This is a genomic window from Arthrobacter sp. MYb227 (assembly GCF_002975435.1).
Lineage (GTDB): Bacteria > Actinomycetota > Actinomycetes > Actinomycetales > Micrococcaceae > Paeniglutamicibacter.
This window is the reverse complement of record NZ_PCPT01000014.1, coordinates 1-13872: the sequence shown is the minus strand read 5'-3', so window position 1 is coordinate 13872 and position 13872 is coordinate 1. Positions and strand designations below refer to the sequence as shown.

The window sequence follows — 13872 nt, the reverse complement described above, 5'->3', positions numbered from 1 at the left end:
ACCTTACAGATTGGATACGCAATGAATGATCCAGTAGCAGCGGCTCCTTCCAAGACAAATCATCGCCCGTCATCGAGCGACGATACAACATTCCTTCCGTGGGTCAAGCACTTCGAAACCAACCCGCAGCGACAACTGCTTCATGACGAAAGCATCGATTGGGATGCCGCATCTGAAATGGATCGGTCAACAACTGCAGCATTTATTCATTCACTACAAAGATTTGAGCTCGGTGAGAGCGGGGATGGAAAAGGGCTCTTGTCCAAGGCAGCCAAACATGGTGATCCGATTTATGTAGCGGCGTTGCAACTCTTGGTTGTTGAGGAACAAAAACATTCGGCTCTCTTTGCTCGCGGCCTCGAACGCTTCGGTGGGCAGCGAATTGCGGCTCATTGGTCGGATTCAGTTTTTGTGTTCCTGCGCCGATCACTTGGTTTGCGTACCGAACTCGGGCTCTTTCTGGTGGCCGAGAGCGTATCCATGGGATATTTCACCGCTCTAGCCCAGAACGCACCGGATCCTGTTTTGCGCGGCATTGGCGAACGGGTTGCAACCGACGAACAGGATCATATTCGTTTTCAAACCGACCGGCTCAGAGCAGGGTTCTCAACGACTCCCAAATTTGCGCGCAACGTGGCACACGCCTTGCTAACCCTTGTAGCGGTGGGCGCAAGTACTGTGGTGGTGATTGACCATCGCGCGGCTTTGAGAGCGTGTGGGTTGAGACCAGCAACTTATTGGCGTCACGCAATGCTCAGTTTTCAGCGCGCGGCGCGGGCGGTATTCGATCACTCAACGCCCGCATTTTTGGGTCCGATTCCCAAGGCGCACTAGGCGATCACCTGCATCAGCGTGCCATAGCAATCGGTAGGGATTGTTACGGAACCAGCTTAAATATCGAAGCGCCAGCCCGGGGCTCGAACGGGAGACCGGGATGACGCTTCGATAGTGCGTTGCAACAGTTTTAAGGTGTTGCGAGTGTGGCCGATAATCGGCCTGAGACGTGTCCTAGAACTTCAAAAGAACCTTTCCGGATTCCGCTGAGTTCTTGGCCGTCTCAAATGCCCCCAAGGCATCGTTTACATCGTACTCGTGAGTAACGATGGATGAGACATCGAGTGAGCCATCGGCAAGTGCCGTGATGACTTCGTCGATTTCATCGTTGAACCGGAAGGAGCCAACCAGTTCAAGTTCTCGGGTGATGGCCAAGGAAATCAAGGCCGGCTGCTCGCCCGAAGGCAACAACCCGACCATGACAACCCGACCGCCGCGCACGGCCCCGCGTACAGCCGAAGCCAATCCGCGGTAATTGCCGCTTGCCTCGATGACAACATCTGCCTCAACGGCGGCGATGGCCTCGGCATCGGTGGCCTTCAGGGTTTCGCTGGCACCGGCGGCAGCAGCAATCTCCAGCGGCTTATCAAACATGTCAACGGCGACAATCGACGCGGCTCCCGCACGCTTGAGCACGGCAACTGCCAACGCACCAATGGGACCGGCACCGATGACCATCACACGCTTACCTGCTACATTCCCGGCGCGCGATACTGCATGCCAGGCAACGGCTGCCGGTTCGGCCAGCGCCGCATCACGCAGCGACAGGTTGGCCGGAAGCTCGCGCAACATGCGTACGGGCAGGTTGACCGTTGTAGCAAATGCACCCTCGGTGTGTGGGAAGCGTGCCGCGGAGCCAAGGTAGGTGCAGCCCGGTGAAAGATTCGGGCGATCCTCCGGGTAACGCGCACCGGTTCCACCCGGTGTCGCCGGGTGAATGGCTACCGGGGTACCCACGGCCGGACCTCTCCCATCGGCAGCGGCAACGCTCACGGTTCCGACAATCTCATGACCCAGGATCATCGGTGCCTTGAGGATAGACTCCCCCGCGGCGCCGTGGCTCCAGTAATGCAGGTCAGATCCGCAGATCCCCCCATAAGCGATGGAAATCTGTGCCTCATTGGCAGCGGGTGTCGGTACGTCGATGGTTTCTACGCGCAAGTCGTTTGCCGCGTGGGCAACAACGGCGGTTGCGGTGATGTTAGACGACAACTGTCATTCCTCCGTCGATAAAGATGGTTTGGCCATTGACATAGTTCGATCCGTCAGAGGCCAGCCATACCGCCGGTCCGGCTAGGTCTGCTACGGTTCCCCAACGTCCTGCCGGGGTGCGGCCCAGGATCCATGAGTTGAACTTTTCATCGTCAACCAGGTTCTGGGTCATTTCTGTGTGAATATACCCGGGGGCAATGCCATTGATCTGCAGGCCACTGCCGGCCCATTCGGCGGTCATCGCACGGGTGAGGTTACGCAAACCACCCTTGGCCGCGGTGTAGGCGGATATGGTGGGACGTGCAAGATCGGTTTGCACCGAGCAGATATTGATGATCTTGCCTTCCCCACGCGCCAGCATTCCGCGGGCTGCCTCGCGGCCCACCAAAAATGCGCTGGTCAGGTTGGTGTCAAGCACGCGCTGCCAATCGGCAACCTCGAGATCTAACAATGGAACCCTGTGCTGGATTCCGGCGTTGTTTACCAGGATGCGGATGGGGCCGACCTCGGCCTCAATGGCGGCGATATTGCTTGCTACGGCTTCGGCGTCGGTGACATCAAAGGCGTAGGAGAAGATCTTTTCCGCGCCGTACTTGGCGGAAAATTCTGCTGCGGTCTGTGCAAGTCGCGCGGCATCGCGGCCGTGGAGCACAATGCTGGCTCCGGCATCGGCGAGTCCTGCAGCGAGTTCGCGGCCAATGCCACGTGAAGATCCGGTCACCAGTGCAATGCGTCCGGTGAGGTCAAAAAGGTTGTTGCCCATGCGCTTTCCTTAATGTGAGTCGGGAGTGGAAATAAGTATGGGGGTTCATAGCTGGACATCTCTGCCTAGTACGAACCCCCCTACGTACCGATTTAGGCTACTGCTCCAGCTACCAGGTAGATAGCAAAGGCGATCACGAAGCCGATGACACCAACCAGTGCCTGACCAACGGTCCAGACCTTCAGTGTTGTCTTCACGTCCATGCCGAAGAACTTGGAGACCAGCCAGAAGCCGGAGTCGTTGACGTGGCCGGCGAAGACCGAGCCAGCTGCAAGTGCAAGCACGATTGCCACGACCTCGACCGAGTTGAAGTCGGCGTTGCCAACGACAACCGGCTGCACGATGGCAGCAGCGGTGGTCAGTGCGACGGTTGCTGAACCCTGTGCCACGCGGACCACTGCGGCAATGATGAAGCCGGCAACGATGATTGGTAGACCCATGGCATCCAGCGATGAGGCCACCGCATCACCAATACCGCTGGCGCGCAGGACTGCACCGAACATGCCACCGGCACCGGTGATCAGAATGATCGAGCAGACCGGGCCCAGCGCAGAATCGGTGACTGTCTCAATAAGAGCCTTGTCCTTGTTCTGCTTGAAGCCCAGCAGGTACATGGCAAGCAAGACGGTGATCAGCAATGCAATGGGGGTTTCGCCCAGCAGACGCAGGACCTGAACCCAGGTCTCGGTCTTGTCCACGACGCCGGCGGTGGCCAGCGCGTTAAGCCCGGTGTTCATGAAGATCAGGATCAGTGGGAGCAGCAGCAAGGTGATAACTGTGCCAAGCGAAGGCTTGGAGGCGAAATCGTGTTGCTGCTTTTCGCTGCCGGCAAGGATGTCCGGGATGGCGATGTTGTACTTGCGTCCTACGTACTTACCGAAGAGGTGACCGGCGAAGTACCAGGTAGGGATGGCAACTACGAGGCCCAGGAGCAAGACCAGGCCGACGTTGGCTTCGAGCAGACCGGAGGCTGCAACCGGACCCGGGTGCGGCGGCACAAAGATGTGCATGACGGAGAATGCGGTTGCGGCCGGGAAGGCGTAGCCCAGGAAGGAGCCACCCAAGCGGCGTGCGACAGTGAAGATGATCGGCAGCATGACAACAAGGCCGGCGTCAAAGAAGATTGGGAAGCCGAAGAGCAGCGAAGCCACGGAGAGTGCAAGCGGTGCACGCTTCTCACCAAACTTGCTGATCAACGCGTTGGTCAGTACCGCTGCACCACCGCTTGTTTCAAGCATGCGGCCGAGCATTGCGCCCAAACCAACGAGCAGAGCCACCGAGGCAAGTGTTCCACCGAAACCACCGGTGAGTGTTGGGACTATCGCGCCAACCGGGATACCTGTGGCAACTGCCGTCAGCAGCGAAATGACAACAAGTGCCACGAACGCGTGGATGCGCCACTTAATGATCAGCAATAGCAGCAGCAGGATTGCACCGGTTGCGATTGACAGGAGCGCTGGTGTGCCCAGCGTCCAGTTCATAACTAACTCGTCGGTCATCATTGTCCTCATGAGATGCGGTGATTATCTTGGGCGGGAGTGCCCGGCAAAGCTTTTTACAAAGATTCCAGCTGGCGGGCCACGGCCTGAACGATCTCGTCCGGGCTGAGCTCCACGTTGACCTCGATGGCTGATTCGTCGGAGGTAATAGCTTCGAGGGTACTTAGCTGGGAAGCCAAAAGTGTTGGGGGCATGTATTCGTGACTGCGTTCATCGAGACGATGCTGGATGAGTTCCGGGGTACCGGTCAGGTGCACGAAGAGTGTGCTGGGGGCCAGCGATCGCAAAAGGTCGCGGTAGGTGTGCTTGAGTGCCGAGCAGGCGATGATCGCCGGGACTCCATTTGCGACGCTTTGGGCAAGTTTCGTGCCGATGGTTTCTAACCACGGGCCACGATCATTGTCGTCAAGCGGGTGTCCCGCGGCCATTTTGTCCTTATTGGACTTGGGGTGCAGATCATCGCCGTCGATGAAGACCAAGTCGAGTCGGGCAGCAAGCTTTTGGCCGACAGTTGACTTACCGCAACCGGAGACACCCATAACAATCATGGGTGGGTAGGCGGGGTTGGTCATCATCACTCCATCGTGGTTAGAAACTATTGTCAGACATAAGATGAACTTCACACCTATAAGTCTGATTTATACAGCCTAGGACCCGATAGAAGAATGTGTCAACCGAAGAAGTCTCATGAATTTCGCATAAACAATCGACGGACCTCTCAACGCCTGAATCCAGCCGATTCGCCCGGGCTCACCCCGACACAATCCGGCGCCTAGGATGATTCGCGGAGGTTCCACCCAGCCTTTACCAAGGTTTCCTGCCTAGCGTGGGAAATCCACGCAAGATCAACGAAGGGAACACCCATCATGGGACTCGGAGACAAGATCAGCAACAAGGCTCAAGAAGCTGCCGGAGCAGCCAAGGAAAAGCTTGGCGATATCAGCGGCAACGAGAAGTTGCAGGCCGAAGGCCTCAAGGATCAGGCCGCGGCAAAGGCCAAGCAGGTAGGCGAAAACGTCAAGGACGCGGCGAAGGACATTACCGGCGGATAATTCCCAGAACCCTCTACCTTCAGGCGGGCTTGAGCTGCGCACCACATGCGCAATTCAAGCCCGCCTTGCCGTTCCAACAGACTCCCGGTCGGGGCGAAGCGCACTACGGGCGTAACCTAAGCGCATTTGAGACCCCCATGAGTTGCGTGAGTAATTTTACTCACACTAAACTCATAATCTACAGACTGTAGATTATGCGTGGCTTATCACCGCGCAGCACTTGCCCAGGAGCAATTTTGCGCGTGTACCCCTTACCGGCTAACCGAATCCGCCAGGCAGCCGAAGTTCTTGCAGCCGCCTTCGCCAAAGAGCCAACCATCATGCGCATGGTTCCGCCCAATCGACACAAGCGCCACGAAAAGATCGCCGCCTATTTTCGCTGGAGTCTTCGATCAACAGGACTCGAAAATGTTGATATCGCGGTTTCAGCAGCCGACGATTCAGTGCTGGGGGTAGCGCTCTGGGAGCCACCCCTGCATCGAGCACACACACTCAAAGCCGCGCTCATACTGCCCGCCGCATATATGGCACTAGGCCGCCGAGGGCTCAACGAGCTCGCTTCCTACGAGCGCGCTGTGGCCCCCTATGCGCTAAAATTTCCGCATTGGTATTTGGCCGATATCGGAACCTCTCCCCAAGCACGCGGCCGCGGAGTTGGAAAACTCATGATCGATCACCGTTTGCGCATTATCGACGCAGCAGGTGAGCACGCAGCTCTTACCGCAACCAGCGACGGTAGCCGAAAACTCTATGAGCGCCATGGATTTACACCGCTGCACGAGCTACGCCTTGTCGATGGCTCGGTACTGACGATGATGCTTCGTCCACCGGTTCACCGGCCTTGACTTCACCGAAACCAGTATCCTCCAGCATCGATAACGCCCCGGTGAATTGCCACCAAATAGCCCCCCCAACACCGCCGAGGAAATCATAAATGCCATCAACTAACCGCCGAGCGGGCCGTCCGCGCGGGGATCATGGGCTGATTACACTCTCAATGATTGGCCACGCCACCCTTGCCGCACTGCGCACCGGGGCGCCTCATGAGGGTGCGGCAAAAACGCTCAGTGTCTCGCAGATCGCGGGCTTACTCGGTGTCCGCTCGCAGTCGCTTTATCATCACATCTCTGGCGTACCCGACGCGGTAAATGCTGCACGTGGGGTTCTGATCGCCGACATGGATCTGCATGTCTTGAAGAATGGTTCATTCCGGCAGGCAGCAATCGAGTTTGCAGTGGAGTATTACAAGGCCTTCCATCCGCTCGCGGCTTGCCTCGGTACATTTTTCCGGCACCGAGTAACCGACCCGCATACCCTTGCCATGTATGAGTTATTTCTTCACCGTGCTGCCGAAGCTTCGGTGCCCGCTGCACAAAGATTACCCCTACTCCTTGATATTGAGTATGCGGTATTTTCAATGATCTACGAACAGAGCGCGTTGAACTCTATGCTTTCCCTGAGCAGCACCGATGACCAGCATTATCCGTGGCTTGCCGCGGGCCTAGCCGCCCATGCTACGGATAGCCTGGCCACCGACACACGTTTGCGTGCACGAGTCACTCAGCTGATCCAAACCGCAACAGCGGAACCGACCCACCGCAACTAAGCCCCACTCGCCAGGTGGCGAACATCACTGATCGCACAGCTAGTCGGAAACCAGAAAAGCTTCGTGGCTTAGATTAAGATCTAAGCCACGAAGCTTTTTCCTTGGTGGGCCCTACCGGGATCGAACCGATGACATTCACGGTGTAAACGTGACGCTCTACCAGCTGAGCTAAAGGCCCTCCTGCGCCTGAACTTCTCGAAGAGATTCGAATCAGTTCGTTGCGACAAGTAAATAATTTAGTACACACAAGGCTGACTTGGCAAATCGAGTCGCCGCGCGTCGGGCATTCAGCACTTCGATGAGCCCTAAACAGTCCACCAAGCGCCGCGAAACTCGCGAGTTTCAAGCACTAGAACATGGCACTGTGATCTACCTTGCACTTTTTGAAATTGTCCGAATACGGCCCCGCACTGAACCAAACTGACTTCACAGACCTCTTGAAACACTGCGACCAGGCCCTTGTCAAGGAGCATCTTCTAGGTCCGTCATCTTGGCCAGTAGATCCGCTGCAATTTCTGCACGATGGTATCTAGCCGCAGACCGCGCCACGTCGACCATGGAATCCGCTGCTTTATTTCGCAGGTTACCGGTATGCCCTCGCACAAGCTCAAACTCGACACCGCATTTCGACCTTAGAAACTGTTCGATAGAGCGTTCACGGGCTTCTTGGGAAATACCGCAATACCCCGGAACAGGCGTGTGCTGATCTGCCAACAGTTGTGCCATCAAGAGAGCCGACTCGCAGCCTCTTGGAATTACAGCACGCTCCGCAGTGGGCCCGGCGGCTACATACAACGTCTTAAAGATCGCTTCGAATTCCAGCAGAATCGCCCGAATTGCGCTGGGTAACTACCGAAGTGCGAAATCCCCAAGCTCACTGCCCGCAGCTAACGCCGCGGGTTCCCTACGAAGCGTTAGTGGTAGCGACGATATCGGCCAAGATCTCGAGTTATCGGCTGCGGGTTTCGACTCGAGGCTACCTTCGTCCGATAGCCGGTGCGCAGATCACGCACAACCACTAGCCGATGACTAAGAGACTTCTTGCCTGAGTTTTCCCAAGCCGCAAGAGGCGCCAGCGATTCCGAACGGCTCGGTGTCCCCGAGCACTGTGACAGGTTGCCTTGCCGTGCCAAGCAAGTGCATTGTGGCGACCATCAACACCCTTGTCGCACCCCCTACCAGCAAAGGCCTCGTATACTCGCCGTGGCTAGTAATACGAGGCCTTTGCTTGGCTCAGGATCTACCCGCTCGTGGGTAGCCGTGGTTTAGCGCTGGTTATAGCGAACGCGCACAAAGTACAGACCAACAAGTGAGATCACTGCAATGGCCATGTAGTACAGTCCCGGGGCACTCAGCGAACCTGTGACGTTCAGTAGCCAGGTGAGCACCAATGGTGCAATGCCGCCCAGTAATGTCACACCCACGTTGTAGGTCACTGCCAGCCCGGTTCCGCGAATTGATGCGGGGAATAGCGAGGAGAGCAAAGCGGGAAGCGGTCCGAAGTAGAACGCCATAATCACACCCAGCAAGCCGATGACCAGGACAAGTGTTGGCACCGTCGGCTTGGTGACCATGAGTTGGAACAGCGGCCAGGCAAGCAGCAGCGCACCGATTGCCGCGTAGGTCATCACCTTTGCCGGTCCCACGCGGTCGGCAAGGTGCCCAACAAACGGCACACCTACGAGTGTGACAAGGCCCGCGACCACACCACCGAGGAACGCAGCAGTGGCAGGGATCTTCAGGTTTGTCACAGCGAATGTCGGCATGTAGAGAATCATGTAGACGGAGATTGTTGCAACACCAATGACCGCAGAACCAGCAAGCAGGCGTCCGTAGTGGTTCACAATCAGCGTCTTGACCGGGGAGGATTCCTTTTCACCGTGAATGAACTCATCGGTCTCGGAAAGTTTGGCGCGAATGTACAGTCCGACGGGGCCAATGAGCAACCCGACGAAGAATGGTACGCGCCAGCCCCAGCTATTCAGTGCGTCTTCGGACAGCCATTCGGTCAGCGCAAAGCCAAAGGCCGAAGCCAGCAGCATTGAGGCGCCCTGACTTGCCACCTGCCAGGAAGAATAGAACGCTTTCTTATGCGGTGCGGTTTCAATCAGGAATGCGGTTGCCGTACCAAATTCGCCACCCGCGGAGAAGCCCTGGATGAGGCGTGAGATCAAGATGATGACCGCTCCCCAGATGCCGACCATTGCATAGGTGGGTGCCACGGCCATGATCAGCGTGCCGAGCATCATCAGCATCAACGTCAGTGTCAAAGCATTCTTGCGTCCCTTGCGGTCCGCATAGCTGCCCAACACCATGCCGCCCAATGGGCGGATGAGGTAGGAAATCGCAAACGTGGCGAAGGTGAGGATCAGTGCGAACGCCGGGTCCGATTCCGGATAGAAGTTCTTGGCAATGACCGTGGCAAAGGTTGCATAGACGATGATGTCGAACCACTCAAGGGCGGCACCGATCGAGCTACTGATCACCGCCTTCTTGGCTGCTTGTAATTGCTGCGGAGTTACGGCTACTGGTGCACTCACGATTTCCTCCTTGGAATGGGGTTGCTCAGCGGGCTAGGCACTGAGAGCGCTCACGAGGTTTTCGATGAATGCTTCACAGGCAGCAATCTGCTCCAGTGCGATGAATTCATCAGGCGCGTGAGCCTGGGCGATGTCGCCGGGGCCGCAGACAACCGTGGGGATCCCGGCATTGAAGAACAGGCCGGCCTCGGTGCCGTAGGTTGCCTTATCCGGGCTTGGAGTTCCCCCAAGCTCGGCGGCCAGGGAGACGATCGCAGCATCGGCCGGGGTGTCGAGCCCGGGGGTCTGGGCCAGTACGGCGAAGTCAACGCGGGCTTCGGGGTTCTGCTCCTTCATGAGTGCCTCGATACGAACTGCTTCGGCACGGAAGTTTTCGATGAGCACTACCGGGTCATCGGCACCGATGGAACGGAATTCAAAGTGCAGGGTGCACAGTGCCGGGATGGTGTTTACCGCTATGCCACCGGCAATCTGGTTCACCGTGGTGGTGGTGTAGGGAACGATGAACGCCTCATCCAAGGCACCGGTGCTGGCGAATTCCTTGGCCCGGGCATCGACGAACGCCGCGAAATCGGCTGCCGCGGCAATCGCATTCACTCCCTGGGTAGTCAGCGAGGAATGTGCGGCAATGCCGTGGAAATCTACCTTGATAACGTTGACAGATTTGTGTCCGCGCACCACGCGCATGGAGGTTGGTTCCCCCACGATGGCCCCGCGTGGCTTCAGACCATCGGCGGTGATTGCGGCGACGAGGTCTATCGCGCCAATGCAGCCGACCTCCTCGTCGTAGGAGAAGGCCAGGTGGATGGGTTCGGTGAGTTTGGCTGCAATCATCGAATCGAGTTTGGCCAGCACCACGCCCACGAAGGATTTCATATCACAGGTGCCGCGGGCATAGAGCTTGCCGTCGCGAACCTCCGGGGTGAACGGATCCGAGCTCCAGTCCTGTCCGTCAACCGGAACCACATCCGTATGCCCGGAGAGCACAATGCCGCCGGTACGCGTGCCATCTGCCGCGGGGATGGTGGCCAGCAGGTTGGCCTTCTGGCCGGTTGCATCGTGGATCAGCTTGGATTCGATACCCAAGGCATTGAGCCGTTGCACCACGTAATCGATCAGCGGCAGGTTACTGTCGCGGCTGGTGGTGTCGAAATTGATGAGCGTGGTGATTTCTTCAAGCGTTGCTTCGCTGGGGGTCAGTGACATGTTGTGCTCCTGGTATTCATCGAGACATTCCTCAGGTGCCCGCAGATTCCGCGGGCGGCTAGTAAAGAGTCTCTCATTACGGGCCCGACATGTCTCTGGTTCCTGACTCGTGGCGTCACTGCCACTTCGTGAGTCACGCGCAGTATCGTCATATTTTGCCTATGCGCACCAAGCGAGAGGGGTCGCGGCTCTCCAGACGAGTTTCAAGGCACTCAGCCCCCATGGACAAGATTGACTTCAAGAAGACGCTCAGCGGTTGTCGTGCTCCCCACGGTACATTCGAGATCACAGAGGTCCCAACGATGAAGTACCTGATGATCAATGGACATCAGGATCCCAACAGCTCGGACGCTTACCCTGCGGCCATTGCCATTCCTTATCCCGAGGCCTACGAGAGTTAGATCGCCAGCAAGCGTGAGCTGGGGGCGCGACTACGTAGTTCCGCCGCTCGAAGGTTAGTGGCGGACCGCGGATATTGATGCTTTTACCGTCGCAAGGGATAAGTCTGTGGGGCATTAGACCGTGATCCTGATGGTCCCGCAGCGGATCAGGCAAGATATGTTTGCCGTGGGTCTAGCCCGGGCCGGAGCGAAGAATGCCCCGATTCGCCGACCATGTTCGGCTACAGTCATTCGCGGAAGAACGCTGCGTTCAGCAGACATTACATGCGGGTCCCTTCGATGATGAGGGCCCAGGCCTAGAACAGAGGAAACATGTTTTATTCCGGATCAGTCCCGTCCTCAATTCGGGGCTTCGGCAACTAACGCAAAAAACCCCGCACCTTCTTGACCTAAGTCTTGATGATGCGAGGCTTTTCTTGTGGTGGGCCCTACCGGGATCGAACCGATGACATTCACGGTGTAAACGTGACGCTCTACCAGCTGAGCTAAAGGCCCTCACTCGACACTACTGGTTCGTTCGAAAATAACTTCCGTTCGAAGTGTTCGTGACAAGTATCTAACTTAGCCTATGAACCACCCTAGTTGTCGAATCGACGCAATGTGATCTTCGACAACTTATCTATTTGAGTAGTTCAAGGGCCTGTCTATAGCGCGTGATGGCACGCGCCTGATGGATGGGTGAGCTAAAGGAGTCGATAATACGTTCGCCCTGAATGAGGAATGTATTGCGCGTTGCCGCGCCAGACTCAAGATTGAAGGCTCCGTAGCGTTTTGCTACGGCTCCGTGTGGCCAAAAATCGGCCAGCAGATCAAATCCGCAATGGATCTGCTCCGCATAAGTTCGCAAAGCAAACTTGTGATCAACCGAGATTCCCAAGATGCGTACACCCTGAGCGGTGAATTCACTATGAATTTTTTGAAGCTCTTCAAGCTCCGACCCGCAGACCGCAGAAAATGCGAAGGGGTAAAAGACTAAGAAAAAGGCATCTTCGCCCATAGCGGAAGACTCAATGAGCTCTCCGTACTGATTGGACAGGGCAAATGCCGGAGCATGCTGCCCTGCCGCGGGCGCCGGAAGCGAACTTCCGGTAACCAATTGTTCGGTATTCAATGCCGCTAGTTCTTGCGGCGTGCCACAAGTCGTGTTGCCGACCAGTCTTCAGAAACACCTTCGGTGTTTGTTACGTGAAGACCTGCCGTTGGTGCATCTGCCTGAATCGAGGCCGGTGATACATAACCGTCGCGCCCCGATTTAGGGGTCAACAGCCACACAACGCCCTTGTCGTCCAGGCTGATAAGTGAATCAACGAGGGCATCTACTAGATCCCCATCATCGTCACGCCACCAGTAGACGATTCCGTCCACGATCTCGTGGTCTTCTTCGGTAAGTAGCTCCGATCCCACTGCGTCCTCGAGGGAATCGCGCAGATCAAAGTCCACATCGTCGTCGTATCCGAGTTCCTGAATCAGGTCCCCGTCCTTGAAGCCCATTTTCTGTGCGGCTTCGTGCTTTGCCGGTACGGCGTCGCTCACGTCACTCCTCCTGCTGGTGTCAAGCGTCTGGATACAACCAAACACCCTTTTTGCGCTCCCATCAAGCGCAGAGCCCCCAACACGCCGAAATAGTGACGACTTCGATGTGTTTTTTGCTCTTCGGAAGGCGCCTAAGCCCGTTTAAGACCCAGATCAACGTGTTACAGAACACCGTGAGTATATATCGGGGCCTCCGGCGCATTAGAGTGGAAGTGACGGTCCGCGACCAACCACCCTTGGGTAACGGGCCACACTTTGGTGCTAAAAACGCCACTGTGTGTTGCATAGATACGACTTCAGTGCGACGCACAGCCCCCGCTGTACCCCCATAACGAGGAGAAGATGGACGTGGCTGTAGAGGAACATATTTCTCACATCCGTAGCGGCTTGACCAGCCAGTTGCCAGACCGGGATCCGGAAGAGACCGCCGAGTGGATTGAATCCTTCGACGATCTTGTGGAGACACAGGGCACCGAACGTGCCCAGTACATCGTCCGTTCGCTCTTGCAGCGCGCAGGCGCAAAGTCCGTGGGCGTTCCCATGGTCACCACTACCGACTACGTGAACACCATCCCCGTCGACCAGGAACCAGAGTTCCCGGGCGATGAAGCGATTGAACGCCGCTACCGCGCCTTCATGCGCTGGAACGCAGCGGTCATGGTGCACCGTGGCCAGCGCCCGGGAGTTGGGGTAGGCGGACACATTTCCACCTACGCCGGTGCTGCAACCCTGTACGAAGTGGGCTTCAACCACTTCTTCCGTGGTAAAAACCATGAAGGCGGCGGAGACCAGGTCTTCTTCCAGGGCCACGCCTCGCCCGGTATGTATGCTCGCGCCTTCCTCGAAGGCCGCTTGAGCGAAGAAGACATGGACGGCTTCCGTCAGGAAAAGTCCCGTCAGGGCCACGCACTGCCGTCTTACCCGCACCCGCGCTCACTTCCGGACTTCTGGGAATTCCCCACCGTCTCCATGGGCATTGGCCCGATGAACGCGATCTACCAGGCGCAGTCAAACCGCTACCTGCAGAACCGTGGCATCAAGGACACCAGTGACCAGCACGTCTGGGCCTTCCTGGGCGATGGCGAAATGGACGAGCCAGAATCACGTGGCCTGCTCCAGCTTGCCGCCAACGAAAAGCTCGATAACCTCACCTTCGTGGTCAACTGCAACCTGCAGCGCCTCGATGGCCCGGTGCGCGGTAACGGCAAGATCATGCAGGAACTTGA

General features: G+C 57.1%; 13 protein-coding genes, 2 tRNA genes and 1 pseudogene. 6 read left to right on the top strand and 10 right to left on the bottom strand.

Annotation, left to right across the window (positions count from 1 at the left end; all coding sequences use genetic code 11):
• The first annotated feature begins 21 nt into the window (after window positions 1–21).
• Window positions 22–834 (top strand): ferritin-like domain-containing protein, encoded by an 813-nt coding sequence (locus CQ018_RS17760; RefSeq protein ID WP_105551348.1) that lies wholly within the window; start codon window positions 22–24, stop codon window positions 832–834.
• 174 nt (window positions 835–1008) lie between these two features.
• Here CQ018_RS17760 and CQ018_RS17755 read toward each other — a convergent pair whose 3' ends face one another.
• The 4 genes from CQ018_RS17755 to CQ018_RS17740 form a co-directional block, all read right to left on the bottom strand.
• On the bottom strand, window positions 1009–2046 hold the full coding sequence (locus tag CQ018_RS17755; RefSeq protein ID WP_105551347.1) for an L-idonate 5-dehydrogenase: 1038 nt from the start codon (window positions 2044–2046) through the stop codon (window positions 1009–1011).
• Window positions 2036–2809 carry an SDR family oxidoreductase gene (locus CQ018_RS17750; protein ID WP_105551346.1) on the bottom strand — a complete coding sequence of 258 codons (774 nt, stop codon included), beginning with the start codon at window positions 2807–2809 and terminating at the stop codon, window positions 2036–2038. The genes CQ018_RS17755 and CQ018_RS17750 overlap by 11 nt, the downstream gene beginning before the upstream one ends.
• Window positions 2810–2901: 92 nt before the next feature.
• Window positions 2902–4311: a GntP family permease gene (locus CQ018_RS17745; RefSeq protein WP_105551345.1), complete on the bottom strand. Its 1410-nt coding sequence runs from the start codon at window positions 4309–4311 to the stop codon at window positions 2902–2904.
• Window positions 4312–4364: 53 nt separating this feature from the next.
• A complete protein-coding gene (locus tag CQ018_RS17740; RefSeq protein ID WP_308729249.1) occupies window positions 4365–4931 on the bottom strand; it encodes a gluconokinase in 567 nt (188 codons plus the stop codon).
• 243 nt (window positions 4932–5174) lie between these two features.
• Here CQ018_RS17740 and CQ018_RS17735 point away from each other — a divergent pair, with 243 nt between their 5' ends.
• The 3 genes from CQ018_RS17735 (at window position 5175) to CQ018_RS17725 (ending at window position 6966) form a co-directional block, all read left to right on the top strand.
• The gene (locus tag CQ018_RS17735; protein WP_105551343.1) at window positions 5175–5360 is read left to right on the top strand and encodes a CsbD family protein; all 186 of its coding nucleotides are present in this window, start codon (window positions 5175–5177) and stop codon (window positions 5358–5360) included.
• Between the two features lie 242 nt (window positions 5361–5602).
• Window positions 5603–6205 (top strand): GNAT family N-acetyltransferase, encoded by a 603-nt coding sequence (locus CQ018_RS17730; protein WP_181149989.1) that lies wholly within the window; start codon window positions 5603–5605, stop codon window positions 6203–6205.
• 89 nt (window positions 6206–6294) lie between these two features.
• Window positions 6295–6966 carry a hypothetical protein gene (locus CQ018_RS17725; protein WP_105551341.1) on the top strand — a complete coding sequence of 224 codons (672 nt, stop codon included), beginning with the start codon at window positions 6295–6297 and terminating at the stop codon, window positions 6964–6966.
• Between the two features lie 102 nt (window positions 6967–7068).
• On the opposite strand, the gene CQ018_RS17720 is transcribed toward CQ018_RS17725, so the two are convergent.
• From CQ018_RS17720 to argE, 3 genes are all read right to left on the bottom strand, one after another.
• A tRNA-Val gene (locus CQ018_RS17720) sits at window positions 7069–7144 on the bottom strand.
• A 1087-nt stretch (window positions 7145–8231) separates the two neighbouring features.
• Complete coding sequence (locus CQ018_RS17710) at window positions 8232–9506, bottom strand: MFS transporter (protein WP_258142707.1); 1275 nt, start codon at window positions 9504–9506, stop codon at window positions 8232–8234.
• Window positions 9507–9539: 33 nt separating this feature from the next.
• The gene (argE, locus tag CQ018_RS17705; RefSeq protein WP_105551338.1) at window positions 9540–10712 is read right to left on the bottom strand and encodes an acetylornithine deacetylase; all 1173 of its coding nucleotides are present in this window, start codon (window positions 10710–10712) and stop codon (window positions 9540–9542) included.
• Between the two features lie 221 nt (window positions 10713–10933).
• On the opposite strand from argE, the gene CQ018_RS17700 reads away from it, so the two are divergent.
• On the top strand, window positions 10934–11113 hold the full coding sequence (locus tag CQ018_RS17700; RefSeq protein ID WP_105551337.1) for a hypothetical protein: 180 nt from the start codon (window positions 10934–10936) through the stop codon (window positions 11111–11113).
• Window positions 11114–11532: 419 nt separating this feature from the next.
• On the opposite strand, the gene CQ018_RS17695 is transcribed toward CQ018_RS17700, so the two are convergent.
• From CQ018_RS17695 to CQ018_RS17685, 3 genes are all read right to left on the bottom strand, one after another.
• Window positions 11533–11608 (bottom strand) — tRNA-Val (locus CQ018_RS17695).
• 124 nt (window positions 11609–11732) lie between these two features.
• Window positions 11733–12224 (bottom strand): redoxin domain-containing protein, encoded by a 492-nt coding sequence (locus CQ018_RS17690; RefSeq protein WP_258142704.1) that lies wholly within the window; start codon window positions 12222–12224, stop codon window positions 11733–11735.
• A gap of 5 nt (window positions 12225–12229) precedes the next feature.
• Window positions 12230–12646 carry a DUF3052 domain-containing protein gene (locus tag CQ018_RS17685; RefSeq protein ID WP_374954217.1) on the bottom strand — a complete coding sequence of 139 codons (417 nt, stop codon included), beginning with the start codon at window positions 12644–12646 and terminating at the stop codon, window positions 12230–12232.
• A 342-nt stretch (window positions 12647–12988) separates the two neighbouring features.
• Between CQ018_RS17685 and CQ018_RS17680 the strand changes: the two are divergent.
• A pseudogene (locus CQ018_RS17680) lies at window positions 12989–13872 on the top strand (pyruvate dehydrogenase (acetyl-transferring), homodimeric type); the annotation flags it as partial.